We start from the raw sequence: 25,382 nt of genomic DNA on the forward strand, positions 1-25,382 counted from the left end.
CACCTCGAAAGGACTTTGACCAGCAATGGCCGACGAGAACACCCCTGTGATGCCCGAAGAGGAGCCCGCGGTCCCCGGCGTGGGCATGCGTGTCGAGCCCGTCGGGCTCGAGACCGAGATGCAGCGCTCGTACCTCGACTACGCGATGTCCGTCATCGTGTCGCGCGCGCTCCCCGACGTCCGGGACGGACTCAAGCCCGTCCACCGTCGCGTCCTGTACGCGATGTACGACGGCGGATACCGCCCCGAGAAGGGCTTCTACAAGTGCGCCCGCGTCGTCGGCGACGTCATGGGCACCTACCACCCGCACGGCGACTCCTCCATCTACGACGCCCTGGTCCGCCTGGCCCAGCCGTGGTCGATGCGGATGCCCCTGGTGGACTCCAACGGCAACTTCGGCTCTCCGGGCAACGACCCGGCGGCCGCCATGCGGTACACCGAGTGCAAGATGGCGCCGCTGGCCATGGAGATGGTCCGTGACATCGACGAGGAGACCGTCGACTTCACCGACAACTACGACGGCCGCAACCAGGAGCCGACGGTCCTGCCGGCGCGCTTCCCGAACCTGCTGATCAACGGTTCTGCGGGCATCGCGGTCGGCATGGCCACCAACATCCCGCCGCACAACCTCCGCGAGGTCGCGGCGGGCGCGCAATGGGCGCTGGAGCACCCGGACGCCTCGCACGAAGAGCTGCTCGACGCTCTCATCGAGCGCATCAAGGGCCCCGATTTCCCGACCGGCGCACTAGTAGTGGGCCGAAAGGGCATCGAGGAGGCGTACCGCACGGGCCGTGGCTCCATCACGATGCGCGCGGTCGTCGCGGTCGAGGAGATCCAGAACCGCCAGTGCCTGGTGGTCACCGAGCTCCCCTACCAGACCAACCCCGACAACCTCGCGCAGAAGATCGCCGACCTCGTCAAGGACGGCAAGGTCGGCGGCATCGCCGACGTCCGCGACGAGACGTCCTCGCGCACGGGCCAGCGTCTGGTCGTCGTCCTGAAGAGGGACGCCGTCGCCAAGGTCGTACTGAACAACCTCTACAAGCACACCGACCTCCAGTCGAACTTCAGCGCCAACATGCTGGCGCTCGTCGACGGTGTGCCGCGCACGCTCTCCCTCGACGCCTTCATCCGCCACTGGGTGACGCACCAGGTCGAGGTCATCGTCCGGCGTACGAAGTACAGGCTGCGCAAGGCCGAGGAGCGGGCCCACATCCTGCGCGGCCTGCTGAAGGCCCTGGACGCCATCGACGAGGTCATCGCACTCATCCGGGCCAGCCAGACGGTCGACGTCGCGCGTGAGGGCCTGATGGGCCTGCTCTCGATCGACGAGATCCAGGCCAACGCCATCCTCGAGATGCAGCTGCGCCGCCTTGCCGCCCTGGAGCGCCAGAAGATCGTCGCCGAGCACGACGAACTGCAGGCGAAGATCAACGAGTACAACGCGATCCTGGCCTCGCCCGAGCGGCAGCGCCAGATCATCAGCGAGGAGCTCGCGGCGATCGTCGACAAGTTCGGCGAGGACCGTCGCTCGGCGCTCGTGCCCTTCGACGGCGACATGTCCATGGAGGACCTGATCGCCGAGGACGACATCGTCGTCACGATCACGCGCGGCGGTTACGTCAAGCGTACGAAGACGGTGGATTACCGCTCCCAGAAGCGCGGCGGCAAGGGCGTCCGCGGCACGAAGCTGAAGGAGGACGACATCGTCGACCACTTCTTCGTGTCGACGACCCACCACTGGCTGCTGTTCTTCACCAACAAGGGCCGGGTCTACCGCGCGAAGGCATACGAACTGCCGGATGCCGGACGCGACGCCCGCGGCCAGCACGTCGCGAACCTGCTCGCCTTCCAGCCGGACGAGAAGATCGCCGAGATCCTCGCCATCCGGGACTACGAAGCGGTGCCCTACCTGGTGCTCGCCACCAAGGGCGGCCTCGTAAAGAAGACCCCGCTCAAGGACTACGACTCACCGCGCGCCGGTGGCGTCATCGCCATCAACCTCCGTGAGACGGACGACGGCAAGGACGACGAGCTGATCGGCGCCGAGCTCGTCTCGTCCGAGGACGATCTGCTGCTCATCAGCAAGAAGGCGCAGTCGATCAGGTTCACCGCAACGGACGACGCGCTGCGTCCCATGGGGCGCGCGACCTCGGGCGTCAAGGGAATGAGTTTCCGTGGTGGCGACGAACTGCTCTCGATGAATGTCGTCAGGCCGGGTACTTTCGTCTTCACCGCAACCGACGGTGGGTACGCGAAGCGCACCAACGTCGACGAGTACCGCGTCCAGGGCCGTGGCGGCCTCGGCATCAAGGCCGCCAAGATCGTGGAGGACCGCGGAGAGCTCGTGGGCGCGCTGGTGACGGAGGAGACCGACGAGATCCTCGCGATCACCCTGGGCGGCGGTGTGATTCGTACGCGAGTCAACGAGGTCAGGGAGACGGGCCGTGACACCATGGGCGTCCAACTGATCAACCTGGGCAAGCGCGATGCCGTGGTCGGTATCGCTCGTAACGCCGAGGCCGGGCGCGAGGCCGAAGAGGTCGACGGAGACATCGTCGTCGATTCGGCCGAGGGCGAGCAGGCCGACGGTACGGACGAGGGCACGGAGTCCGCGGCCGAGTAGCGCGAGGAGAGAGTCATCGTGAGTGGAGCCACGGGCGCCGGAGCTAGTGGAGCCGGCCCAGCCGGTACAGACGGTGTCCGTGGCTCCGCCACTGATTCTCCCGACTCGCATGAGTCTCGTGGATCCCAGGGGGGAACCGTGACAGACACCCGAGGGCCGCAGCCCGCTCAGTCAGCGCAGTACGGCGGCGGGGCCCAAGGAGCCCAAGGGACCCAAGGTGGCCAGGGGGCTCAGAACGCCACCGGTGCTCTGCCCGGCGAGCGCCAGCCCCAGCAGCAGGCATCCCAGCCGTACCACCCGCCGCAGGCCTACCAGCAGGGATCCCAGACGGGCTCCGTGCGCAGGCCGCGGACGGGGGCACGCACGACGCCTCGTACGCGCAAGGCGCGGCTGCGGGTGGCCAAGGCCGACCCGTGGTCGGTGATGAAGGTCAGCTTCCTGCTCTCCATCGCGCTCGGCATCTGCACGATCGTCGCGGCCGCCGTGCTGTGGATGGTCATGGACGCCATGGGCGTCTTCTCCACGGTGGGCGGCACGATCTCGGAGGCGACGGGCTCGAACGAGTCCAACGGCTTCGACCTGCAGTCCTTCCTGTCGCTGCCGCGCGTCCTGATGTTCACGACGATCATCGCGGTCATCGACGTGGTCCTCGCCACGGCGCTGGCGACGCTCGGCGCCTTCATCTACAACCTCTCCGCGGGCTTCGTGGGCGGCGTGGAGCTGACGCTGGCCGAGGACGAGTAGTTCTTCCCTCTCGTTCCCCCTTCTCTTCCCGCTCTCTTGGTTTCTGGTTCAGGGTCTCGCTCGTACGGAGCGGGGCCCTGTTCTGTATTGCGGCTGGGCCGGGCGACGGGGTGGGCGGACCCGGGGGCGGACCAGCCTGAGCCGTGCGGGCCGGGCTGAGCCCGGCCCGCACGGCCGGTCCGGTGCCCACGGAGGTATCGATTTTGGGACTGGCCCGCACGTGCGCTAATCTTCAGAGGTCAGCGCGCGGGACATACCGCAGCGCGGCGGGGCTATAGCTCAGTTGGTTAGAGCGCATCCCTGATAAGGATGAGGCCACAGGTTCAAATCCTGTTAGCCCCACAGACACGAGAAAGACCCCCAGCCCGTCGGCTGGGGGTCTTCTTCGTATCTGTGTGTTCGTCTGTCTAGGGCTGTCCGTGTCCGTGGGGCCCCGGTGTGACTACGGCTCCGCGGCGAGCCCGCCCGGATGGGCCTCGGCCTCAATGGCTGTCTCCGTGTCGTCCGTGGGGAGGTGGCGGCAGCTCGGGGACGATCCGTGGGCCTCGGCGCGGATGCGTTGCTTCATCGTGGGCGGCAGGGACCGTTCGTACGCTGCTGCCCAGTAGGCCGCGAGCGGGGCCGTCATGGCCGGCGTGCTCTTGCACGTTTCCGTGGCCTGCTGCACGGGCGTGGCCGCCGTTGCCGTCGTCGTGAATCCCAGTGTGGCGAAGAGTGCGAGGAAGGCGGTGATGAGCGTGGTCCACAGCTTCATGGCCTTGGTGCCGGTCATGGCGTCTCACTTTCGGGTTGGGCGATTTGCGTACTTTCCTCATGATGTGTATGTGGGGCCGAGAGTGGGGGACCGACGCTCGTGGCGCGTCGATGTTCAGATGAACACCACCCGTATGGCCGTAAAAGGCCCCTGAGGGGCCTGGGAGAGGCCTGGGTGAGGTCAGGAGCGGTGAATGTCGCGGCGGGCCGTGAGGAGCCGGAGAGCGGCGATGTCCCATTCGACTGCTGTGTTCAGGGCGGCAGTTGGGGTGGATCCAGGTCACCGATCGGTATCGGTCGGTGTGTATAGTCGGGCGCCAGAGGTCCCTTACGTCAAGAAAGACGAGGTCGCGCGGTGAAGAAGCTTCTCCTGGTCGCACTGGCCGCCATCGGCGGGCTCCTCGTGTACCGCCAGATCCAGGCGGATCGCGCCGAGCAGGATCTGTGGACGGAGGCGACTGACTCCGTGCCCACGGGTTCGTGAGTACCGACAACAGTCTCTTTACAGAGCCCCGGCCGCTTCTGCGGCCGGGGCTCTGTGCTGTCCGGATCTTTTCGGTCCTGCGGCCGACCAGGTTTGCGCGGGCAAGCTCTCGCCTTGCGTGAGCAAAGGTTTTCGGGCTTCCGCGTGAGCAGAGGTTGTCGTGCTTCCGCGTGGGCATAGTGGGCGGGACGGCTGGGGCTCAGGGGAGGGGTGGCGCGTGATGGGGCGGCTGGGCAGAGGCCGGGCGCGGGCGATGTCGGCCGTGGGGGCGGCAGCACTGTGCGCGGTCATGGCATTCCAGGCGCCGGGGCAGGCCGAGGCCGCGGCGAAGAGCTCGTCGAGTCCGAACCCGGGTCCGAACGCGAGCCCGTACGCCTTCGCCGAAGGGGCCACGTCTGTCGACGGCGCGCAGAACAGTGCGGACAGCGTGAGGCTTACGCCCGGGGCGACGTACAAGAGCTCCCTCGCGCGCGGGGGGAAGCTCTACTACCAGCTCCAACTCGACGCCAGAGAGACCGTGTACGTCTCTGCGACCGCCGTTCCCGGTCTCGATGCCAAGGTCGCCTATGGGGACGGCGTAGAGGTGTCCTTGCAGGACGCGAACGGCAACAACTGCAACTCCGGAGACGCGCGATTCGGTACGGCGCAGAGCCCGCGGCCCATTTCCGCCTGGGCGGTACGGGCGGTGGGGCCCGCCGAGAACCGGTGCAAAGCGGCCGGCACGTACTACGTAGTGGTCGAGCGGAACAGCGACCCCGGCTCCAGTACGGAGACGTGGGACACGGAGCTTCGCGTCGTATCGGAGCCCGGAGTGTCCAAGAGAGGCTCCACGACGCCACCCGACTCGTGGAACTCCGCTTCGCCCACGCCGGCCGACGGTTCGCGCGAGGAACGCAGGGGCGGCACGGGCTTCAACGATGCGCGGGCGCTGGAGACAGGTGTCTGGGGCGACCGGATCAAGCCGGGCCAGACGCTCTTCTACCGCGTGCCGGTCGACTGGGGGCAGCAGATCTCCGCCAGTGCCGAGCTGGGCAGTGCGAGCGGGGGCAGGGACGAGTACGTCACGTCGGCGCTCGTGATGTCACTGACTAATCCGGTTCGCGCCCGCATCGACGACGCCGACACGGCGTACGACGGCCAGCAGAAGACGACCGCGCTGAAACCAGTGGCCCCCGTGGCGTACGAGAACCGCTTCTCTCCGATGGACCGCGTGGCCGGAACCCGGTTCGCCGGGTGGTACTACCTCTCGGTCCATCTCAATCCGCAGGTCGCCCGGCAGTTCGGCAAGGGGCCGCTGGACCTGACGCTGCGGGTGAACGTCGACGGGGTGGCGAAGGAGGGGCCCGCGTATGTGGGGACGGCGCGGCCCGCCGACGAGTTCAGCGTCACCGGTGAGGACAAGGACGCGGCGGTGCGGGGTGAGACGGATGCCGGGGGCGGGAGCGGTGGCCAGAGCGGGAACGGCAACGGCAACGGCAACGGCAACGGAGACGGAGACGCGATGAAGGTGGTTGCCGCCGGTGGGTTCGGTGGCGGGTCCTTGCTGCTGATGGTCCTGGGTGTGTGGACGCTGATCGGGCGGCGGAGGGCTTCGGCTTCTGCTTCTGCTTCGGCTGCGAACGGTAGTTGAGGGCTGGCGAGGCCGCGGGCTGGCTTTGCTTAGAGCCAGACGGCAGATCTGGGGCAGAGCCAGACGGCAGATCTGCGTCAGGGCCAGACGTCAGATCTGCGTCAGGGCCCAGATGCCCACCGCGAAGCACGCCAGAGCGGCGAGCAGCATGGGGATCGCCACCTTCGGCGGCGGTCCCGGCCGTTTCTGTCGTTTCTGCCGGTGCGGAACCGGCCGGTGCTGGAGTGGAACCTGTGGGGCTTGAGCGGTGTATGGATAAGTAGGGGCGGACACACCATGCGCCAGTGACATCACGGACTGTGACGGGTGGTGAGCAGGGAGCTGTGCGGGGACGTAAGCCGGGACGTGGTCTGGGACCGGAACGGGAGCGGGCGCCGGAGACGGCGCTGGAAACGAGTGGGGGGAGGGGACATGCGGGGACTGAGCGGGGGGAGCGGGCGGCGTTGCCGGTTGCTGTATCGGTTGGGCCGGTGGCTGGGCCTGCACCTGCTGATCGTGTTGAGCCTGCTGCACCGCCTGCACTGGCTGCCCCGGTTGCCCCGACGGCGGCGTGGCCTGCGGTGGCATCGCCTGTGGTGGCGGTGGCGGTGGCGTCTGCGGGTAGCTGCCGGTCTGGGGTGCGGAGAGAGGCGGTGGCGGTACGGAAGGGGGAGCGAAGCCCGGCTGCTGCGGTGGGGCCGTGAGGGGGCCGTCGGGCCCGAACCCCTTGGGAAGCGGGCCCAGTTGGTCGAAGATTTCGACGATCTCGTCATTGGGCCCCGGCTCGGGCAGCAGCTCGGTGGCCGAGTTCAACGCCTTGCGCGCGCCCGTGGCGGTGCGGAACCGCGCTTGCGGATCCGGCTGGAGAAGCGTGGCGACGACCTGCCACAGCGGCTCCGGCACGCCCCGCGGTGCCCCAGGCGTGCCGTGGGCGGCGAAGTGCTCGATCAGTGCCTTGGCGTCGGGCTTGGCGCCCTGCAGCAGATAGAGGGCGACCAGGCCGACGGCGAAGAGATCGGCGGTGAAGTGCGGCTCGGCGCCCAGCATTTGCTCGGGCGCGAAGTAACCGGGCGTCCCCACGACGTAGTTGGTCTCCGTCAGGCGCGGCTCGCCCATCCGCATGGAGATGCCGAAGTCGGAGAGCCGCAGATGCGGGCGCGCGACGCCGGTGGCCTCGAGCAGGATGTTGGCGGGCTTGATGTCGCGGTGCACGACCCCCTCGGCGTGCACCGCCGCGAGCCCGGAGAGCAGCTGGTCCAGGAGCGTGCAGACCAGTCGGGGCGGCAGCGGGCCGTAATCCCCGATCACATGGGCCAGCGAGCCGCCGGCGACCAAGGCCATGGTGAACAGGACCTTGTCGTCGTCGGCGGCCCAGCTGGCGGGCGCGAGTACATGGGGGTGGTCGATCCGCAGCGCCTGCTCCCGCACGAAGCGCAGCAACGCGTGCGCGTCGCTCTGCTGCAGGACCTTGGCCGCCACATATCGGCGCCGCCGGTGGTCCCAGGCGCGCCAGACCGCTCCGACTCCCCCGCGGCCGACCGGGTCGACCAGTTCGTAGCGGCCGGCGAAGACCTCACCCATGGTCGCGCATTGCTCCCCCTCCGGGCCGCCCGGTGGCCCGGCCGACGGCTCAGTTCTGGTGCGCCTCGTAGTGGGCGACCGCGTCCGCGGTGCGTCCGGCACCGTATACCCGGAGGAACTCTGCCAGTTCCGGGTGGGTCGGGGCGAGGGAGTCCGCGGCATCGATGATGTCGCCCGCCGCCGCGACGGAGCGCAACAGCGACTGGATCTCGCGCACCACGCGCTTCACCGTGGGCGCACCCGAACTCGTCGTCGCCTGCGTGGTGTTGGTCAGGACGGAGCCGCCCTGGGACTTCTTGATCTCGTCCATGCGGTCGGTGGCCTCGGCCGCGCTCACACTGCCGTCGGCGACCTGGCCCGCCAGCTCCTGGAGGAGCTGGACGCGCTGGACGACCGCCGGGTTGCCGATCTTGGCGCGCTGTCCGCTCATCAGCTGGGACAGCATGGGCGCGGACAGACCGAGGACGCCGGCGAGGCGTGCCTGGTTGAGGCCCAGATCATCGATGAGACGACGGAAAAGCGCCCCCAGCGGCTCTCCGTACCAGTTCCGCTGGAGCTCTCGTGCTCTCGCGGTCGTCTCTTGTTGTGCGGCGTCCATTGCGTCTCCCCATCGCTTCCCCAAAAACCGTGGTTCGCTGCCGCGAACCACGCCGAGCATCTTACGGAGCGTGGTCGTTCACCGGGACCCCCAATCCTTTTGCGAGATCTGGGGGGAGACCCGGTACTCTGGTCTGCGTTGCTCACCGGAGCGGGATTCTTCCGGCTGGGCGCACCGTTTTTGGGGCCTTAGCTCAGTTGGTAGAGCGCTGCCTTTGCAAGGCAGATGTCAGGAGTTCGAATCTCCTAGGCTCCACAGAAACGCCGTAGGGCGGGTGGTCCCCAGCTGGGGACCACCCGCCCTACGGCGTTTTCAGTACAGGTCAGCGCACATCGGCGCAGGTCAGCGCGAGTCGTCGCGCTCCGACGCCTCCGACTCGGCCTGCTTGGCCTGGACCTCGGGGTCGAGTGAGGCCTGACCACTGCCGTCGACCGAAGTCAGCGGCGCACTGTCGGGAACCTCCGTCGCCGCCGGCGGCTCGACGAGCCAGTCCGGGTTCGCCTGCTTGTCCCACCACTTCCAGGCGGCGACCGCACCACCCGCGAGGACGCCCAGGACCACGAAGCCCTTGGCGATGCGCCCGGCGCGTGCCCGGCGGTTGTGCTTGCGGGTCAGCCGCTGGATCTCCTTGGGAGTGACCTCACCGCGCAGCGCGGCGAGCGCCGCGGCCCCGCGGGACGCCGCCTCGTCGCGGACGGGCTGAGCCACGGCTACGGCGTGCTCGATCCGGGGCTTTGAGTAGTCGGCGGCCTGCTTGGCGGCCTTGCGGGTCTGCTTGGCCGCCTTGCGGGTGCGGACAGCGGCTTCGTGCGCGGCATGGTCGACCTTCGGCGGCACATGCGTGCGGGCCTGCTCGATGCGCGGGCCGACGTGAGCGCCGTACTGGACACGGGCTTGCTCGGCGGCCTGCGACACCTTGGGCGCGAGGCGGGCACGGCTTTCGTGCGCGTAATGGACGGCCTGCTCCTTGGCCGTTCCGGCGTAAGGGGCCACCGCCTCCGCGGCATGCCGCACGCTGTCCCTAGCCGAACCGGTCGCGGCGCGCACGCTGTCGATGCGGGTCACAGGATCCTCCTCCTCGGTGGCTTATAGGTATGTCACCTTTCCACCCTTTCAAGGATCATGCCTTCCGGATCGCTCCGAGGCATGACGCAGCCGGGCATCCGGGTGCGATCATTCTGATCAAATCGGTACAAGGAGAGTGCTTTGCCGACAATGCCACGGATCGTCGCGGCGCGCGCCCACTCGGTGACTACTCGTCGCAAACCGGTCCGTGGGAGGATCGAACGTCACAGAGGACAACGGAAGGCAGACCGTGGCCGAGCAGCTTTACGCCACCCTGAAGACCAACCGAGGCGACATCGAGGTGCTGCTGCACCCCAACCACACGCCGAAGACGGTCAAGAACTTTGTCGAGCTCGCTCAGGGCGAGCGTGAGTGGGTCCACCCGGCGACCGGCAAGAAGACCACGGACCGGCTCTACGACGGCACGGTCTTCCACCGCGTCATCAGCGGCTTCATGATCCAGGGCGGCGACCCGCTGGGCAACGGCACGGGCGGCCCTGGCTACGAGTTCGCGGACGAGTTCCACCCCGACCTCGCCTTCGACAAGCCCTACCTGCTCGCCATGGCCAACGCCGGTCCGGGCACCAACGGCTCCCAGTTCTTCGTGACGGTCTCCCCGACCGCTTGGCTCACCCGCAAGCACACCATCTTCGGTGAGGTCACGGACCCGGCGAGCCAGAAGGTCGTCGACGAGATCGCGGCCACGCAGACCAACCCGCGCACCGACCGCCCGGTGAACGACGTGGTCATCGAGTCCGTCGTCATCGAGACCCGCGACGCCTGACAGCGGCGCATCCCACCAGGGAACCAAACCGCCCCGCTCATCCGTAAGGAAGGGCGGGGCGGTGCGTTCGCACGCGTGGGCGTCGCCGTGCCTTCGTACGGATATTGAGGGGACCCCCATGGACCAGGCACCAGGCAGCCCGCAGGGGCCGAAGGACGCATCGAGCCTCCCCGGCTGCTATCGGCACCCGGACCGCGAGACAGGGATCAGCTGCACCCGCTGCGAGCGTCCGATCTGCCCGGAGTGCATGATCAGCGCCTCGGTCGGCTTCCAGTGCCCCGAGTGCGTGAGCGAGGGATCGGGCACCGGCCACGCGCCCGCCGCGAACCAGCCGCGCACACTCGCGGGCGGCTCGATCACCGCCGACCCGCGCCTGGTCACCAAGATCCTGCTCGGTCTGAACGTCGCGGTGTTCATCGCCGTCCTCGCCATGGGCGACCGCCTGGTCAATGAGCTGGTCCTGGTCGGGTCGTGGCCGCCGGAACCCTTCGTGCCGACCGAAGGCGTCGCCGAAGGCCAGTGGTACCGCCTGGTCACGTCGATGTTCACGCACCAGGAGGTCTGGCACATCGCGTTCAACATGCTCGGCCTGTGGTGGCTCGGCGCCCCCCTGGAAGCAGCGCTCGGCCGCGCCCGCTACCTCTCGCTCTACCTGCTGTCCGGCCTGGCCGGCGGCGCACTGACGTATGTCGTCGCGGCCCCGGACCAGGCCTCGCTCGGGGCGTCCGGGGCGATCTTCGGGCTGCTCGGCGCGACGGCGGTCCTGATGCGGCGCCTGAACTACGACATGCGCCCCGTCATCGCGCTGCTCGCGCTGAACCTGCTCTTCACCTTCACCTGGAGCGGCATCGCCTGGGAGGCGCACGTCGGCGGTCTGGTCGCCGGTGTCGCGATCGCGTACGGGATGGTGCACGCGCCCCGCGAGCGGCGGACGCTCGTGCAGTGGGGGACCTGCGCCGTGGTGCTGGCCGTCATCCTGGTGACCGTGGTCGTCAGGACCGCTCAGCTCGTCTGAGAGCCCCCGGAGCGGCCCCGGTGTCGTCCGATGGCCAAAGTTGTCCACAGCGTGTGCCCGCGCTTGTGCATTCTGTGGGGAACAACAGTGCCCCTTGTCGCTGACCTGGGTTTCCCCAGGAAGGACAAGGGGCCTGTGAGGGCTTACGGGCGATCAGCCAGTCATACCGGCGTCAACACCGAGAGGGTTATCCACAGATCGTCGTTCTTTTCCCCAGCTGGCGCCGGAATGTGGATAGCGCTGTGGATAACTCAGGGCAAGGCTTGCGCACAGCCCTGCGGGGGTGGGGCTACTTCCACTGTGTGGAGACGCCGAACCCGGCAGCGATGAAGCCGAAGCCGACCACGATGTTCCAGTTGCCCAGCGGGTCGATCGGCAGCTTGCCGTCGGTGACGTAGAAGACGACGATCCAGGCGAGCCCGATGAGGAACATCGCGAGCATCACCGGAGCCACCCAGCTACGGCTGGTCAGCTTGATGTTCGTCGCCTTCTTCGCGGGCGGCGTGTAATCGTCGGCCTTCTTGCGGATCCGTGACTTCGGCACGAGGGTCTCTCCTGTCGATACGGGGAGCTGAGCCCTCCCCCGGGCGTCCGTTAGCGTAGTGCTTCCGCGGCGCTGAAGGAGATAAGGGTACGTTGAGCAATTCTGCCGACTCCCCCACAGGTCCGGGTCGTCGCCCTCGCTGGCGGCCGGTCCGGTTGCTGACGGCCGCCGTTTTCGCCCTCGCGGGTCTCATCTTCTTCACCAGCTTCAACACGGCCAAGGGCACGAACATCCGTACCGACGCCTCTCTCCTGAAGCTCTCCGACCTGATCCAGGAGCGCAGCCACAAGAACGGCAAGCTGGACGAGTCCAACGGCTCGCTGCGCGACGACGTCGAGTCCCTGGCCGAGCGCGACAACGGCGGCACCAAGGCCGACGAGGCGCGGCTCAAGGCCCTGGAGAAGAACGCGGGCACCAAGAAGCTCAGCGGTGACGCGGTCTCCGTCACCCTCGCCGACGCCCCGCCGAACGCCACCGCCAAGCTCCCCGGCTACCCCGAGCCCCAGCCGAACGACCTGGTCATCCACCAGCAGGACCTCCAAGCCGTCGTCAACGCCCTCTGGCAGGGCGGCGCCGAGGGCATCAAGGTCATGGACCAGCGGCTCATCTCCACCAGCGCCGTCCGCTGCGTGGGAAACACCCTGATCCTCCAGGGACGCGTCTACTCGCCCCCGTACAAGGTGACCGCGATCGGCGACCCGGAGAAGCTCAAGACGGCGCTCGCCGCGTCCCCCGAGATCCAGAACTACATGCTGTACGTCAACGCGTACGGCCTCGGCTGGAAAGTCGATGACGACGGGGCGATGACTCTTCCCGGCTACTCGGGCACAGTGGATCTCCACTACGCGAAGCCCGTGGAGTAAGCAGCCCGTCGAGCAAGCCGCTGGGGGAGCCTGTGTCGGTGCGAGTGCTCGTCAGGACATTCAGCGAACTGTGCATCACCGTCGGCACATTGATCGTGCTCTTCGTGGTGTACGTCCTGTTCTGGACCGGCGTGAAGGCCGACAACGCCATGGACAGCCAGATCGACACGCTGCAGGACCAGTGGGCGCAGGGCTCGGTGCCGGCGCAGGCGGATGACGCGCCTTCGGAGACGTCGTCCCCGAAGCGGCCCCCTTCTTATGAAGACGGCAAGCCCTTCGCCGTGATGTACATCCCGCGCTTTGGTTTCACGTGGAACAAGCCGGTGCTCCAGGGCACGGGCACCGACGTACTCAAGAAGGGCCTCGGTCACTACGGGGACACCGCGCAGCTCGGCCAGCGGGGCAACTTCTCCGTGGCGGGCCATCGCCGCACCTACGGAGACCCGTTCAAGGACTTCCCCGAGCTGCGGCCGGACGACCCCGTGGTCCTGACCGACGGCACCACGTGGTTCACGTACCGCATCGACAAGAAGCCGTACAAAACGCTGCCCGGCGACATCGGTGTCATCGATCCGGTTCCGCGCAAGTCCGGATACGAGGGGCCGGGCCGTTACCTGACGCTTACCACCTGTGAGCCGGAGTGGGGCCACAGCCACCGGTTGATCGTCTGGGCACACCTTGATGCCACCCAGCCCGTCGAGGCCGGGAAACCGGAGGCACTGCGCCGTTAGTCTGGTGCCGTACGGCTACGGAAGGGACGGCATGTACGGCTGGATCTGGCGGCATCTGCCGGGAAACGCTTGGGTAAGGGCGCTGCTTTCGCTGATGCTCGTCTTCGCTGTGGTCTACGTGCTCTTCCAGTACGTCTTCCCCTGGGCCGAGCCGCTGCTTCCCTTCAACGATGTGACGGTGGACGGCCAGTGAGTCCTGTGAGCCCGGTGAGCCCTGTGAGTACCGAAGAGCGCCCCCGCCGCATCCTCGTCGTCGACAACTACGACAGCTTCGTCTTCAACCTCGTCCAGTACCTCTACCAGCTCGGGGCCGAGTGCGAGGTCGTGCGCAACGACGAGGTCGAGCTGCGCCACGCACAGGACGGCTTCGACGGCGTCCTGCTGTCCCCGGGACCGGGCACCCCCGAGCAGGCGGGTGTCTGCGTCGACATGGTGCGCCACTGCGCCGGCACCGGTGTGCCCGTGTTCGGCGTCTGCCTCGGCATGCAGTCGATGGCGGTGGCGTACGGCGGAGTGGTGGACCGTGCGCCGGAGTTGCTGCACGGCAAGACGTCCCCGGTGGTCCACGAGGGCAAGGGCGTCTTCGCCGGTCTGCCGTCGCCGTTCATCGCGACGCGCTATCACTCGCTCGCCGCCGAACCGGCCACGGTGCCGGCCGAGCTCGAAGTGACCGCGCGCACGCAGGACGGCATCATCATGGGCCTGCGCCACCGTGAACTGCTCGTCGAGGGCGTGCAGTTCCACCCCGAGTCCGTCCTCACCGAGCACGGCCATCTGATGCTCGCCAACTGGCTCGTCCAGTGCGGCGACAAGGGGGCGGTCGGCCGGTCGAGCGGGCTTGCCCCGGTGGTGGGCAGGGCCACGGCGTGACCGCCTTGCGTCCCGAGCGCGATTCCTCCGGAGTTCCGTACGACGAGCAGTACGCGTCGTACGGAGAGCCTGGGGCGTTTGAGGAGCCCGGGGCGTTCGAGGCGGCTGTCGATCACCTCGCCGATCCGCTGACCGATCCACTGCCGGGTCAGCACCCTTCGCCGTGGTTCCGCAGCGGGCCCGCCGAGCCGGAGCCGCAGTCGGCGCCACCGCCGCAGCAGCCGGAGCAGCCTCAGGAGCGGGAGTGGTACGACCCCGAGGGGTACGCCCGCGACTGGTACGGCATGCGGGAACCGACGTACGAGGAGCTGTACGGCGCGTACGCCCCTCAGCAGTCGGCACCCGAAGCCCCGCAGCCGCAGCCGCAGCCCCAGCCCCAGCCGCAGTCCCATCCGCAGCCCCAGCCGCCGGTCGACGACGAGACCGTAGGCCTGCGTACGGCGGACACGCGCCGAATAGCCGATCCGGAACCGGCCCACGACGCACCGCTGGAAGGCGGAGGCAGGGCCGCGCGCCGCAAGGCCGCCAGGAAGGGCTCCCCGCGGCCCTCAGGCAGCTCCGGCGCCTCCGGCAGCCCCAGCGCCACCGCGGGCTCCGCAGCCCCCCTCTCCCGCGTGGAGGCCCGTCGCGCCGAGCGCGCACGCAAGCCCACCGCGGGTGCCGTGGTGAGCCGGGGGATCGGCGAGCTGTTCATCACCGTCGGCGTCCTGATGCTCCTCTTCGTCACGTACCAGCTGTGGTGGACGAACATCCGCGCCCACCAGCAGGCCAACGGTGCCGCCAGCGACCTTCAGGAGCAGTGGGCGAAGGGCAAGGGCAAGCCGGGCGCGTTCGAGCCCGGACAGGGCTTCGCGCTCCTGCACATCCCTCGCCTCGACGTGGTCGTACCGATCGCCGAGGGCATCGACAAGTCGAAGGTCCTGGACCGAGGCATGGTCGGGCACTACAACGAGGGCGGCACCAAGACGCCCATGCCGGACGCCAAGAAGGGCAACTTCGCGCTCGCCGGGCACCGCAACACCCATGGTGAGCCGTTCCGTTACATCAATCAGCTCGAACCGGGCGACCCCATCATCGTGGAGACGCAGGACAAGTACTTCGTCTACAAGATGGCCAGCATCCTGCCGCAGACCCAGCCCAGCAACACCTCGGTGATCGGGCCGGTACCGCCGGGGTCGGGCTTCACCAAAGAGGGCCGGTACATCACACTGACCACCTGCACCCCGGAATTCACGAGTAAGTATCGAATGATCGTCTGGGGCAAGATGGTCGAGGAACGACCGCGCGGCAAGGGCAAACCGAGCGCGCTCGTCAATTAGAACGGTGAGAACGGGGCGGAACCAGTGGCAGCCACGACCGACAACGACGAGGAGCAGGCCGAGGAGCGGTCCGAGGAGCAGCAGGCCGAGAAGCCCGCGCCCTCCCGCGCACCACGTCCACGGGGACGCGGTCCCGTCGCCACGGCCGTCAGCGTCTTCGGTGAACTCCTCATCACCGCGGGCCTGGTGCTCGGCCTCTTCGTCGTCTACTCCCTGTGGTGGACCAACGTCGTCGCGGACCGCGAGGCGCACAAGCAGGGCGACAGGGTGCGCGACCGCTGGGCGGGCGGCCCGGGGAACCTGAACACCAAGGACGGCATCGGCTTCCTGCACGTGCCCGCGATGGGCAACGGCGAGGTCCTGGTCACGAAGGGCACCAGCAGCAAGGTGCTCAACCACGGTGTCGCGGGCTACTACGAGGACCCCGTCAAGTCGGCTCTCCCCGAGGACAAGGAAGGCAACTTCACGCTGGCCGCGCACCGCGACGGCCACGGCGCGAAGTTCCACAAGATCGACAAGATCAAGAAGGGCGACGCGATCGTCTACGAGTCCCGGGACAAGTGGTACGTGTACAAGGTGTACTCGACGCTCCCCGAGACCTCGAAGTACAACGTGAAGGTCCTGAATCCGGTCCCGAAGGAATCGGGCGCGAAGAAGCCCGGCCGCTACATCACCCTGACGACGTGCACGCCGGTCTACACGTCCAACTACCGCTACGTGGTGTGGGGCGAGCTGGAGCGCATCGAAAAGGTCGACAACAAGCGCACGCCGCCGGCGGAGCTGAACTAGCCGCCCGGCACGTAGCCGCACGCATACGAACGCATACGAACGCATCCGACGCATACGAAAGAGCCCCGGACACCGCGCCTGCTGGCCGGTGTCCGGGGCTCTTCTCCGTACTGCTGGGGGTTCCTGGACTCGTCAGTTCTCGTTGTCGCGGGAGAAGCCCATGCCGCCTCCGAAGAGGGTGCCTCCGCCGTCGTCCCCGCCGTTGCCTCCGCCGTTGTCGCCCTGGTTGCCGCCGGCCGTGGTCAGGTTGATCGCGGTGTCGGGATCGACCTGCTGGTTGGCGGGCGGATCCGAGAGGACCACGAGGGCGTTGTCATCCTGCGGGCCCTGGATGTTGCCGACCGTCAGGCCGGCGTCCTCGATGGCCTTGCGGGCGTCCTTGAGCTTCTGGCCGGTGAGGGCCGGGACGGTGGCCTGTTCGGCCTTCTTGGCGACCTTCAGCGTCACCGTCGAGCCCGGGTCGGCCTGGCTCTGCGGGGCGAGACTCTGCGAGATGACCTTGCCGGGGTCGACGGAGTCGCTCTCTTCTTCCTCGCAGGTGCCGACGAGGTCGTTGGTCTGCAGCTGGGCCTTGGCCTCGTCGCAGGTCTTGCCGGTGACGTCGGGCACCGTGGCCTTGTCGGCCTTCTTCGCCACCTCAAGGGTGATCTTGCTGCCCTTCTCCACATCGGTACCCGCGAACGGGTCCTGGTCGAGGACCTCGCCCGCCGTACCGCTGGACTCCACGGGCTTCGTGTCGACGTCGAACTGGTACTTGGGGCTCTCCAGCTTCTTCGTGGCGGCGTCGATGTCCAGGCCGATGACCTTGGGCACGGAGACCTTCGGCGCGCCCGTGGAAACCGTCACGGAGATCGTGTCGCCCTTGTTGACCGTGGCGTTCGCGCCCGGGTCCTGGGAGCAGATCTCACCCTTGGGGTACTTCGCGCACCGCTTGTGGGTGGAGGCGTCCAGGACGAGGTCCACGTTCTCGGCGGACTCCTTGGCGTCCGCGACCTTCTCGCCCACGAAGTTCGGGGCCTTGAGCGAGTCGTTGCCGCCACCGCCGCCGGTGAACGCCCACTTCCCGATGAGGATCGCGCCGACCAGGACGAGCAGCCCCGCCACGACCAGCAGGATCGTGGAGGTGTTGCTCTTCTTCTGGCGGCGCCGCGAGTGGTCGTCGTAGCCGTCGTCCGGGCCGACCGGCGGCATCATCGATGTCTGGCCGCCGCCGTTCTGCGGGCGCAGCATCGCCGTCTGCTGGTCATCCGGGTGGCCGCCGTAGCCGACCGCGCCCATGGCGGCCGTCGCCTGGACGGGCTGGCCGTCGAGGCAGGCCTCGATGTCGGCGCGCATGTCGTCGGCCGACTGGTAGCGGTAGTCCGGGTCCTTGGTGAGGGCCTTCAGGACGATGGCGTCCATCTCCGGCGTGATCTCGCCGTCGAAGACGCTGGGGGCCTGGGGCTCTTCCCGTACGTGCTGGTAGGCGACCGCCACCGGGGAGTCCCCGACGAACGGCGGGCGCACCGTAAGGAGCTCATAGAGCAGGCAGCCCGTCGAGTAGAGGTCGCTTCGCGCGTCCACCTGCTCGCCCTTGGCCTGCTCCGGCGAGAGGTACTGCGCGGTGCCGATGACCGCCGCGGTCTGCGTCATCGTCATCCCGGAGTCGCCCATGGCGCGGGCGATGCCGAAGTCCATGACCTTGACCTGGCCGTTGCGCGTCAGCATGACGTTCGCGGGCTTGATGTCACGGTGGACGATGCCGTTGCGGTGGGAGTACTCAAGGGCCTGGAGGATGCCGATCGTCATCTCCATGGCGCGCTCGGGCAGTAGCTTGCGCCCGGAGTGCAGCAGCTCACGCAGGGTGGAGCCGTCGACGTACTCCATCACGATGTACGGGATCGAGACCCCGTCCACGTAGTCCTCGCCGGTGTCGTAGACCGCGACGATCGCAGGATGGTTGAGCGAGGCGGCCGACTGGGCCTCGCGGCGGAACCGGGCCTGGAATGACGGGTCGCGCGCGAGGTCAACGCGCAGCGTCTTCACCGCCACGGTGCGTCCGAGGCGGGTGTCGTGCGCGAGGTATACCTCCGCCATCCCGCCTCGGCCGAGCACCTGGCCCAGCTCGTACCGCCCGCCGAGGCGACGCGGCTCTTCCATAGCTAATCCAGCCCTCTCCGTCGGTCCCGACCGCACCCTTGTGTGGTCCGGCGGTGTGCTGTCCGGGCATACCGTACCCGGCTCGCCTTACGTGACCCGGCCACGACCGTCACCCGATACATGACCGGTATCGCAACGTGCACTGATGCGAAGAGGCCGTGACGGGGGTCACTTCTTGCTGTCGAGAACCGCCTTCATCACGTCCTTGGCGATGGGGGCGGCCAGACCACCACCGGAGATGTCGTCGCGGCCGGCGTCACTGTCCTCGACGACCACGGCGACGGCCACCGGCGAACCGGAGTCGGTCTTGGCGTAGCTGATGAACCAGGCGTACGGGTTCTCGCTGTTCGCGACACCGTGCTGGGCCGTACCCGTCTTGCCGCCGACCGTGGCACCAGGGATCTTGGCGTTCGCACCGGTGCCGTCGTTGACGACCGTCTCCATCATGTCCTGCAGCTTCTGCGCGTTCTCCTCGGAGAGCGGCCGGCTCATCTCCTTGGGCGCGTGCTTCTCGATCACGTCCAGGTTCGGGGCCTGCAGCTCGCTGACCATGTACGGCTCCATCAGCTTGCCGTCGTTGGCGATGGCAGAGGCGACCATGGCCATCTGGAGCGGCGTGGCAGCCGTCTCGAACTGGCCGATGGAGGAGAGCGCGGTCTGCGGCCTGTCCATCTTCTTGGGGAAGACGGAGGCGTTCGAGCGGACCGGCACGAACTGCTCTTCGTTGAAGCCGAACTTCTCGGCCGTCTCGAGCATCTTGTCCTTGCCGAGGTCCGAGCCGATCTTGCCGAACACGGTGTTGCAGGACACCCGCAGCGCCTCGCGCAGCGTGGCGTTCTTGCAGGGGATGTTGCCCTCGTTCGGCAGCGGCGTCTGGGTGTCGGGCATCGTCCAGGGCAGCGGCGACTTGGTCGGCGAGTCGATGCCGTCGTACAGGCCGTGCTCCAGGGCCGCGGCGGCGGTGACCGCCTTGAAGGTGGAGCCGGGCGGATACGTCTCACGCAGGGCGCGGTTCAGCATCGGCTTGTTCTTGTTCTTGTCCAGCTTCTGGAAGGCCTTGCCGTCGGACCCCGCGAAGGTGGACGGGTCGTACGACGGCGCGGAGGCCAGCGCCAGGATCGCGCCCGTCGACGGGTCGAGCGCGGCGACCGCACCCTTGCCGAGGCCCTTCAGACCGTCGTACGCGGCCTTCTGCGCGCCCGAGTCGAGGGTCGTGACGACATTGCCGCCCTCCTTCTTCTTGCCGGTCAGCATGTCGAGGCTGCGGCGGAAGAAGAGACGGTCGTCATTGCCGGTCAGGATGCCGTCCTCGATGGACTCCAGCTGCGTCGCGCCGACGCTCTGCGACGCGAAGCCGGTGACCGGGGACCACATGGAACCGTTCGTGTACGTCCGCTGGTACTTGAGGTCGTTGCCGCCGCTCGTCTCCTTGGAGCCCGTCACCGGCTTGCCGTCCACGATGATGTCGCCGCGCGGAGTGCCGTACCGCTCGATGGTCACGCGGCGGTTCTTCTCGTCCTTGGCGAGGGTGTCGGCCTGAACGTACTGGAGCCAGTTGTCCCGGACGATCAGGGCCAGGACGAGCAGACCACAGAAGATAGCGATCCGGCGTAGCGGTTTGTTCACGGTCCGAACCTCTTCGACTTGCGGTCACCATGGCCAGGTCCGGAAGATTCTAGTACCAGAGCCTGTCGCCTTACGGTGAGTGATTACGGGCAGCCCGGAGGCGGAACAGAGCCGTACAGCACGGCATTTCCCCGGGCGGCGGACAGGGCGGGCGCCCTCACACTCGCCCGCCACGCGGCTCAGCCAGGCCGGACCACCTGGGTCATCTCGGCATCGGGATTCGGGGCAGGGGCGGGCGCGGGACGGCGGGCCGTGTCGCTGATCCGGATCAGGATCCCGATCAGCGCCCAGTTGGCGATCACCGATGAACCGCCGTACGCAAGGAAGGGCATCGTCATACCCGTCAGCGGGATCAGGCTCATGACGCCGCCGGCGACCACGAAGACCTGAATGGCGAAGGCGCCGGACAGGCCGATCGCCAGGAGCTTGCCGAACGGGTCACGCGCGGCGAGGGCGGTGCGGACACCGCGCTCCACGATCAGACCGTAGATCAGCAGGATCGCCATGATCCCGGCGAGACCGAGCTCCTCGCCGAAGGTCGCGAGGATGAAGTCCGAGTTGGCGGCGAACTTGATGAGGTCGGAGTTGCCCTGACCGAGGCCCGTACCGAGCGTGCCGCCGGAACCGAAGGCCCACAGGGCCTGCATCGCCTGCTCGGAGTGGCCGACCACACCGTCCTGGCTCAGCGTGTACTCGCGCATGGGGTCGAGCCACGCGTCGACACGCTGCTTGACGTGCGGCTCGAACGACGCGACGCCGACCGCGCCGACCGCGGACATCAGCATGCCGAACACGATCCAACTGGTGCGCTCCGTGGCCACGTACAGCATCACGACGAACATGCCGAAGAACAGCAGCGACGTACCGAGGTCGGTCTCGAAGACCAGGATCAGGATCGAGATGATCCAGATGACGACGATCGGACCCAGGTCACGGCCACGCGGCAGGTACAGGCCCATGAAACGGCGGCTGGCCAGCGCCAGGGCATCGCGCTTCACCATGAGGTAGCCCGCGAAGAAGATGGCGATGACGATCTTCGCGAACTCACCGGGCTGGATGGAGAACCCACCGACGTGGATCCAGATCTTGGCACCGAACACGTTCATGCCGAGGCCGGGAACCAGGGGCAGCAGCAGCAGGATCAGCGCGCCGACCATCGAGATGTATGTATAGCGCTGCAGGACACGGTGGTCCTTCAGTAGAAGCAGCACACCGACGAACAGGGCGATGCCCACCGCGGAGTACATGAGCTGGTTCGGCGCGGCAGGGCTGAAGTTGGGCAGCGCCTGCAGCCGCTTCGACTGGTCGAGCCGCCAGATGACCACCAGACCGAGCCCGTTGAGCAGCGTCGCCAGGGGCAGCAGCAGAGGGTCGGCATACGGGGCGAACTTGCGCACCACGAAGTGGGAGATGCCGGCGAGGAGACCGATTCCCGCCCCGTACCCGAGCATGCCGGACGGCAGCTCGCCGTCGATCGCCAGGCCTACGTTGATGTAGGCGAACAGCGGGATGACGACGGCGAACGCGAGGAGCGCGAGCTCGGTGTTGCGCCTGCTGGGCGCTCCGATCGCGCCGATGGTCGACGTGTGTGTAGTGCTACTGCTCATGGCGTGCAGAGGCCCCCAACGGCTGCTTACTGCTTACCGCACAGCGGGACCAGCTTCTCCTCATCGTCGGAGAGGCTGGGGCCGGGTGTGGGAGTCGGCGCGGTCTTGGACTTGTTCTTGTCGGTCGAGCTGTTCTTGTCGTTCGTGTCGCTCTTGTCGTTCTTGCCCGCCGGGTCGGTCGGATCGTCACTGGGAGCCTTGGCCGCCAGACCGGTCGTACCGCCCGCCTCGCCCTCGCCGGGCTTGGCGTTCTCGCGCTCGGCCTCGCGGCGCTTCGCGTCCTTCTCACAGGCCGATGCCTGCAGGCCGAGCTCCTCGATCTTGCTCTTGGCGTCGTCGAGATTGCCCTCGGCGATGGTCGCCTCGACCTGCTTGCGCTGATACGGCGGCAGGTACTTGAGTTCGATCTTGGGGTAGTCCTGCTCGACCTTCGACAGGCTGACCCACGCCAGATCCTGGTCGATGCCGCGGTACAGGGCGACGTTCTCTTCGTTCGTGCCCACGTAGTACTGCGTCTGGGTCCAGCGGTAACCGCCGTAGAGACCGCCGCCGATGACCGCCAGAGCGAGCACGGTGTACAGCGATCTCTTGAGCCACTTACGGCCGCCACGGGGCTTCACGAAGTCCTCGTCGCTGTACGTGCCGAAGCTCCCCTCCGGCACGTACCCCGCCGTGTCGCCGCTCCCGGGCGGTCCGAAGCCGCCTCCGGAAGGCTGCGGCGGCACCGGACGGCCGAGACCCGACGCGCGGCCCGCGGGGGTCTGCATCGCGCCGTCGTCCTGCGCCTGGAGCTGGTTCTCGGCGACCGCGCCGACGACCACGGGGGTGTCGGAGAGCTGTCCTGCGAGGGTGTCACCGCTGTCGATGTCCAGGACATCGGCGATGATCACCGTGATGTTGTCGGGGCCGCCACCGCGCAGAGCGAGCTGGATGAGCTCCTGCACGGTCTCCTGAGGGCCCTGGTAGCTCGCGAGGGTGTCTTCCATCGTCTGGTGCGACACGACGCCCGAGAGACCGTCCGAGCAGATCAAGTAACGGTCGCCGGCGCGGACTTCACGGATGGAGAGGTCCGGCTCGACGTGCTCACCACTGCCCAGCGCGCGCATCAGCAAGGAACGCTGCGGGTGAGTGGTGGCCTCCTCCTCGGTGATCCGGCCCTCGTCGACCAGCCGCTGCACCCAGGTGTGGTCCTGAGTGATCTGCGTGAGGACGCCGTCCCGAAGGAGATAGGCGCGTGAGTCACCGACATGCACGAGACCGAGGCGCTGCCCCGTCCACAGCAGCGCGGTCAGGGTCGTCCCCATGCCCTCGAGCTGGGGGTCCTCCTCGACCATCAGACGCAGCTGGTCGTTGGCCCGCTGCACGGCCGTGCCGAGCGACGTGAGGATGTCCGACCCCGGTACGTCGTCGTCGAGAGTGACGAGCGTCGAGATCACCTCGGAGCTCGCCACCTCACCCGCGGCCTGGCCCCCCATGCCGTCGGCAATCGCGAGGAGACGCGGACCGGCGTAACCGGAGTCCTCGTTCCCCTCCCGGATCATGCCTTTGTGCGATCCGGCGGCGAAGCGCAAAGACAGACTCATGCGCACCTCGCCCGTCGGCTCCGGGTACATCCGCACGGTGCCCACCCTCCGGTCGGGAGCGCGCTGGCGTCCAGTGTGTGGACAGCCGTTTCGGCTCGCTCGCTCCGCTCGCGCTCTGTCATGACGTAGTACTACTTCCGCAGCTCGATGACGGTCTTGCCGATGCGGATCGGCGCGCCCAGCGGAACGGGCGTCGGGGTGGTGAGTCGGGTCCGGTCCAGATACGTGCCGTTGGTGGACCCGAGATCCTCGACGATCCACTGGCCGTCACGGTCCGGGTAGATCCTGGCATGCCTGCTGGACGCGTAGTCGTCGTCCAGCACGATCGTCGAATCGTGCGCACGGCCCAGCGTGATCGTCTGACCCTGCAGGGCGACCGTCGTGCCCGCCAGGATCCCTTCGGATACGACCAGCTTGCTGGGGGCGCCACGGCGCTGCCGCCCGCCGCCCTGCTGCTGGCGCTGGGGAGGTGGTGTCGCCGCCTGCTGTTGCTGGCGTGCGGCCTGCTGCGGTCGTGCGTTCTCACGGCGCGAACCGCGCTGTGTGACGCGCGTACCGAACAGGTCGCTGCGGATGACCTGGACGGCCACGATCACGAACAGCCACAGAACGGCTAGGAAACCCAGCCGCATGACCGTCAGGGTCAGCTCTGACATTGCCCCCGCTTCACCCTTCGGCTTGCCGGTAAACGATGGTGGTTTGGCCCACGACGATCCGCGAGCCGTCGCGGAGCGTAGCGCGGGTGGTGTGCTGCCCGTCTACCACGATGCCGTTGGTAGACCCGAGATCCTGGATCGTCGAGGGCGTTCCGGTCCGGATCTCACAGTGCCGGCGCGATACGCCGGGGTCGTCGATCCGCACATCGGCGTCGGTGCTGCGTCCCAGCACCAGCGTCGGGCGGGAGATCTGATGGCGATTGCCGTTGATCTCGACCCAGCGCCGCACCTGCGCACCCGGAAGAGGCCCCGCGCCGGACCCCTGAGGGCGGCTCGGAGCCGGTGCGGCCCCGCCGGGACGACCGCCAGGAGGCGGCGCGGCGGGCATGGGAGGGGCACTGGAGGGCTGAGGGGGCTGTGGGTAGCCGTAGCCGCCACCCGCGCCGCCTGCGCCGCCGGCTGGCGGCCTGGCGGGACTGTGGCCGGCGCCCGCGGGACCCGAGGGGCCCGCAGGGGCACGCTCAGGGCTCTGCGAGCTGCTGGACGCGAGCGTGCGGCTGCGCACCCGGTACAGGCCCGTGTCGAGGTCCTCGGCCTTCTCCAGGTGGACCTTGATGGGACCCATGAAGCTGTACCGCTGCTGCTTGGCGTACTCGCGCACCATCCCGGAGAGCTCGTCGCCGAGCTGCCCCGAGTAGGGGCTCAGGCGCTCGAAGTCGGGCGCGCTGAGCTCCACGATGAAGTCATTGGGGACGACGGTCCGCTCGCGGTTCCAGATCGTCGCGTTGTTGTCGCACTCGCGCTGCAGGGCGCCGGCGATCTCGACGGGCTGGACCTCGGACTTGAACACCTTGGCGAAGGTGCCGTTGACGAGACCTTCGAGTCGCTGCTCGAACTTCTTCATGACTCCCATGGGGCACCTCCTCCGTCGTAGTCATCCTGGTACTGCTTACTGATCGTATCCACGCGCCGGGAAATCGGCTGGTTCCCCCTGTCCGCCCAGTCGATGAGTGTCGCCTCTCACAAGGCATGCCCGCACCAGGGTTCCGGGATCCGTCCGGGCTCCTCTCAGGCTCCTCTACCAGGGATCGTAGAGGGGGCCTCAAACCAGTGTCGCGCACCCGACTGCGGACCATCGCCGGGTACGGCGCAAGTCGGTCGGCCGGGCCCGTATCTCTCCGGATCACCAGGGCAGGTGCCCGCGAATACGGATGTGAATCCACCGTCTGCAGCGTGCTAATCTTCTGGATGTCGGCAGGCGCTCGCACCACACACCAAGCGGTGAGAGACCCAAGACAACACCCATGCGCGGGTGGCGGAATAGGCAGACGCGCTGGATTCAGGTTCCAGTGCCCGAAAGGGCGTGGGGGTTCAACTCCCCCCTCGCGCACCATGT

Annotated in this window: 23 protein-coding genes and 3 tRNA genes; 15 read left to right on the forward strand and 11 right to left on the reverse strand. The window is 67.9% G+C overall.

Going from position 1 to position 25,382, the window contains the following annotated elements; genetic code table 11:
- Positions 1-25 precede the first annotated feature (25 nt).
- From gyrA to AB0E78_RS06415, 3 genes are all read left to right on the forward strand, one after another.
- Positions 26-2,626, forward strand: coding sequence for a DNA gyrase subunit A (gene gyrA, locus AB0E78_RS06405; protein WP_361828956.1), 2,601 nt, complete (start codon positions 26-28; stop codon positions 2,624-2,626).
- Between the two features lie 18 nt (positions 2,627-2,644).
- The gene (locus AB0E78_RS06410) at positions 2,645-3,370 is read left to right on the forward strand and encodes a DUF3566 domain-containing protein (RefSeq protein WP_361828958.1); all 726 of its coding nucleotides are present in this window, start codon (positions 2,645-2,647) and stop codon (positions 3,368-3,370) included.
- A gap of 268 nt (positions 3,371-3,638) precedes the next feature.
- A tRNA-Ile gene (locus AB0E78_RS06415) sits at positions 3,639-3,712 on the forward strand.
- Positions 3,713-3,812: 100 nt separating this feature from the next.
- On the opposite strand, the gene AB0E78_RS06420 is transcribed toward AB0E78_RS06415, so the two are convergent.
- The gene (locus AB0E78_RS06420) at positions 3,813-4,142 is read right to left on the reverse strand and encodes a DUF6344 domain-containing protein (protein ID WP_361828960.1); all 330 of its coding nucleotides are present in this window, start codon (positions 4,140-4,142) and stop codon (positions 3,813-3,815) included.
- 336 nt (positions 4,143-4,478) lie between these two features.
- Here AB0E78_RS06420 and AB0E78_RS06425 point away from each other — a divergent pair, with 336 nt between their 5' ends.
- Both AB0E78_RS06425 and AB0E78_RS06430 read left to right on the forward strand, forming a co-directional pair.
- A complete protein-coding gene (locus AB0E78_RS06425; protein ID WP_003999697.1) occupies positions 4,479-4,607 on the forward strand; it encodes a DLW-39 family protein in 129 nt (42 codons plus the stop codon).
- 289 nt (positions 4,608-4,896) lie between these two features.
- Positions 4,897-6,237: a hypothetical protein gene (locus AB0E78_RS06430; RefSeq protein WP_361828962.1), complete on the forward strand. Its 1,341-nt coding sequence runs from the start codon at positions 4,897-4,899 to the stop codon at positions 6,235-6,237.
- A 90-nt stretch (positions 6,238-6,327) separates the two neighbouring features.
- Here the strand turns inward: AB0E78_RS06430 and AB0E78_RS06435 are convergent, their stop codons facing one another.
- Entirely contained in the window at positions 6,328-7,797 is a 1,470-nt protein-coding gene (locus tag AB0E78_RS06435; protein ID WP_361828964.1) for a serine/threonine-protein kinase, read from the reverse strand.
- A gap of 49 nt (positions 7,798-7,846) precedes the next feature.
- Positions 7,847-8,395 carry a DNA-binding protein gene (locus tag AB0E78_RS06440; RefSeq protein ID WP_361828966.1) on the reverse strand — a complete coding sequence of 183 codons (549 nt, stop codon included), beginning with the start codon at positions 8,393-8,395 and terminating at the stop codon, positions 7,847-7,849.
- A gap of 182 nt (positions 8,396-8,577) precedes the next feature.
- On the opposite strand from AB0E78_RS06440, the gene AB0E78_RS06445 reads away from it, so the two are divergent.
- A tRNA-Ala gene (locus tag AB0E78_RS06445) sits at positions 8,578-8,650 on the forward strand.
- 87 nt (positions 8,651-8,737) lie between these two features.
- On the opposite strand, the gene AB0E78_RS06450 is transcribed toward AB0E78_RS06445, so the two are convergent.
- On the reverse strand, positions 8,738-9,460 hold the full coding sequence (locus tag AB0E78_RS06450; protein ID WP_361828967.1) for a DUF5324 family protein: 723 nt from the start codon (positions 9,458-9,460) through the stop codon (positions 8,738-8,740).
- 250 nt (positions 9,461-9,710) lie between these two features.
- Here AB0E78_RS06450 and AB0E78_RS06455 point away from each other — a divergent pair, with 250 nt between their 5' ends.
- Together AB0E78_RS06455 and AB0E78_RS06460 are read left to right on the forward strand one after the other, a co-directional pair.
- Positions 9,711-10,244 carry a peptidylprolyl isomerase gene (locus AB0E78_RS06455; RefSeq protein WP_361828969.1) on the forward strand — a complete coding sequence of 178 codons (534 nt, stop codon included), beginning with the start codon at positions 9,711-9,713 and terminating at the stop codon, positions 10,242-10,244.
- A 118-nt stretch (positions 10,245-10,362) separates the two neighbouring features.
- Positions 10,363-11,259, forward strand: coding sequence for a rhomboid family intramembrane serine protease (locus AB0E78_RS06460; protein WP_361828971.1), 897 nt, complete (start codon positions 10,363-10,365; stop codon positions 11,257-11,259).
- Between the two features lie 289 nt (positions 11,260-11,548).
- On the opposite strand, the gene crgA is transcribed toward AB0E78_RS06460, so the two are convergent.
- Complete coding sequence (gene crgA, locus AB0E78_RS06465) at positions 11,549-11,803, reverse strand: cell division protein CrgA (protein WP_160506128.1); 255 nt, start codon at positions 11,801-11,803, stop codon at positions 11,549-11,551.
- A gap of 92 nt (positions 11,804-11,895) precedes the next feature.
- Here crgA and AB0E78_RS06470 point away from each other — a divergent pair, with 92 nt between their 5' ends.
- The 6 genes from AB0E78_RS06470 to AB0E78_RS06495 are packed head-to-tail and all read left to right on the forward strand — an operon-like array spanning position 11,896 to position 16,375.
- Entirely contained in the window at positions 11,896-12,666 is a 771-nt protein-coding gene (locus tag AB0E78_RS06470) for a DUF881 domain-containing protein (protein ID WP_361828973.1), read from the forward strand.
- Between the two features lie 38 nt (positions 12,667-12,704).
- A complete protein-coding gene (locus AB0E78_RS06475; protein WP_361828975.1) occupies positions 12,705-13,397 on the forward strand; it encodes a class E sortase in 693 nt (230 codons plus the stop codon).
- Positions 13,348-13,590, forward strand: a complete 243-nt coding sequence (locus tag AB0E78_RS06480) for a hypothetical protein (protein ID WP_361828977.1) — start codon at positions 13,348-13,350, stop codon at positions 13,588-13,590. The genes AB0E78_RS06475 and AB0E78_RS06480 overlap by 50 nt, the downstream gene beginning before the upstream one ends.
- 23 nt (positions 13,591-13,613) lie before the next feature.
- Positions 13,614-14,267, forward strand: a complete 654-nt coding sequence (locus tag AB0E78_RS06485) for an aminodeoxychorismate/anthranilate synthase component II (protein ID WP_361828979.1) — start codon at positions 13,614-13,616, stop codon at positions 14,265-14,267.
- The gene (locus AB0E78_RS06490) at positions 14,264-15,586 is read left to right on the forward strand and encodes a class E sortase (RefSeq protein ID WP_361828981.1); all 1,323 of its coding nucleotides are present in this window, start codon (positions 14,264-14,266) and stop codon (positions 15,584-15,586) included. The genes AB0E78_RS06485 and AB0E78_RS06490 overlap by 4 nt, the downstream gene beginning before the upstream one ends.
- 24 nt (positions 15,587-15,610) lie before the next feature.
- Positions 15,611-16,375, forward strand: coding sequence for a class E sortase (locus AB0E78_RS06495; protein ID WP_361828983.1), 765 nt, complete (start codon positions 15,611-15,613; stop codon positions 16,373-16,375).
- Between the two features lie 132 nt (positions 16,376-16,507).
- Here the strand turns inward: AB0E78_RS06495 and pknB are convergent, their stop codons facing one another.
- From pknB to AB0E78_RS06525, 6 genes are all read right to left on the reverse strand, one after another.
- The gene (gene pknB, locus AB0E78_RS06500; RefSeq protein WP_361828985.1) at positions 16,508-18,514 is read right to left on the reverse strand and encodes a Stk1 family PASTA domain-containing Ser/Thr kinase; all 2,007 of its coding nucleotides are present in this window, start codon (positions 18,512-18,514) and stop codon (positions 16,508-16,510) included.
- Positions 18,515-18,682: 168 nt separating this feature from the next.
- Positions 18,683-20,140 carry a penicillin-binding protein 2 gene (locus AB0E78_RS06505; RefSeq protein ID WP_361828987.1) on the reverse strand — a complete coding sequence of 486 codons (1,458 nt, stop codon included), beginning with the start codon at positions 20,138-20,140 and terminating at the stop codon, positions 18,683-18,685.
- 179 nt (positions 20,141-20,319) lie between these two features.
- Positions 20,320-21,747, reverse strand: coding sequence for an FtsW/RodA/SpoVE family cell cycle protein (locus AB0E78_RS06510; protein WP_361828988.1), 1,428 nt, complete (start codon positions 21,745-21,747; stop codon positions 20,320-20,322).
- Between the two features lie 26 nt (positions 21,748-21,773).
- Complete coding sequence (locus AB0E78_RS06515) at positions 21,774-23,330, reverse strand: Stp1/IreP family PP2C-type Ser/Thr phosphatase (protein WP_361828990.1); 1,557 nt, start codon at positions 23,328-23,330, stop codon at positions 21,774-21,776.
- A gap of 131 nt (positions 23,331-23,461) precedes the next feature.
- Complete coding sequence (locus tag AB0E78_RS06520) at positions 23,462-23,986, reverse strand: FHA domain-containing protein (RefSeq protein ID WP_361828992.1); 525 nt, start codon at positions 23,984-23,986, stop codon at positions 23,462-23,464.
- Between the two features lie 10 nt (positions 23,987-23,996).
- The gene (locus tag AB0E78_RS06525) at positions 23,997-24,899 is read right to left on the reverse strand and encodes a DUF3662 and FHA domain-containing protein (protein ID WP_361828994.1); all 903 of its coding nucleotides are present in this window, start codon (positions 24,897-24,899) and stop codon (positions 23,997-23,999) included.
- A 393-nt stretch (positions 24,900-25,292) separates the two neighbouring features.
- Here AB0E78_RS06525 and AB0E78_RS06530 point away from each other — a divergent pair.
- Positions 25,293-25,379, forward strand: a tRNA-Leu gene (locus AB0E78_RS06530).
- The last annotated feature ends 3 nt before the right edge of the window (positions 25,380-25,382 follow it).

The sequence above is a fragment of the Streptomyces sp. NPDC032198 genome, assembly GCF_040636975.1.
GTDB lineage: Bacteria > Actinomycetota > Actinomycetes > Streptomycetales > Streptomycetaceae > Streptomyces.

What these genes read in the sequence shown, in the direction of transcription:
- AB0E78_RS06520 (WP_361828992.1), bottom strand. Translation starts at nt 23,986, where the DNA reads ATGTCAGAGCTGACCCTGACGGTCATGCGGCTGGGTTTCCTAGCCGTT.
- AB0E78_RS06525 (WP_361828994.1), bottom strand. Translation starts at nt 24,899, where the DNA reads ATGGGAGTCATGAAGAAGTTCGAGCAGCGACTCGAAGGTCTCGTCAAC.
- AB0E78_RS06515 (WP_361828990.1), bottom strand. Translation starts at nt 23,330, where the DNA reads ATGAGTCTGTCTTTGCGCTTCGCCGCCGGATCGCACAAAGGCATGATC.
- AB0E78_RS06430 (WP_361828962.1), top strand. Translation starts at nt 4,897, where the DNA reads ATGGCATTCCAGGCGCCGGGGCAGGCCGAGGCCGCGGCGAAGAGCTCG.
- AB0E78_RS06440 (WP_361828966.1), bottom strand. Translation starts at nt 8,395, where the DNA reads ATGGACGCCGCACAACAAGAGACGACCGCGAGAGCACGAGAGCTCCAG.
- gyrA (WP_361828956.1), top strand. Translation starts at nt 26, where the DNA reads ATGGCCGACGAGAACACCCCTGTGATGCCCGAAGAGGAGCCCGCGGTC.
- AB0E78_RS06420 (WP_361828960.1), bottom strand. Translation starts at nt 4,142, where the DNA reads ATGACCGGCACCAAGGCCATGAAGCTGTGGACCACGCTCATCACCGCC.
- AB0E78_RS06480 (WP_361828977.1), top strand. Translation starts at nt 13,348, where the DNA reads ATGCCACCCAGCCCGTCGAGGCCGGGAAACCGGAGGCACTGCGCCGTT.
- pknB (WP_361828985.1), bottom strand. Translation starts at nt 18,514, where the DNA reads ATGGAAGAGCCGCGTCGCCTCGGCGGGCGGTACGAGCTGGGCCAGGTG.
- AB0E78_RS06460 (WP_361828971.1), top strand. Translation starts at nt 10,363, where the DNA reads ATGGACCAGGCACCAGGCAGCCCGCAGGGGCCGAAGGACGCATCGAGC.
- AB0E78_RS06435 (WP_361828964.1), bottom strand. Translation starts at nt 7,797, where the DNA reads ATGGGTGAGGTCTTCGCCGGCCGCTACGAACTGGTCGACCCGGTCGGC.
- AB0E78_RS06510 (WP_361828988.1), bottom strand. Translation starts at nt 21,747, where the DNA reads ATGAGCAGTAGCACTACACACACGTCGACCATCGGCGCGATCGGAGCG.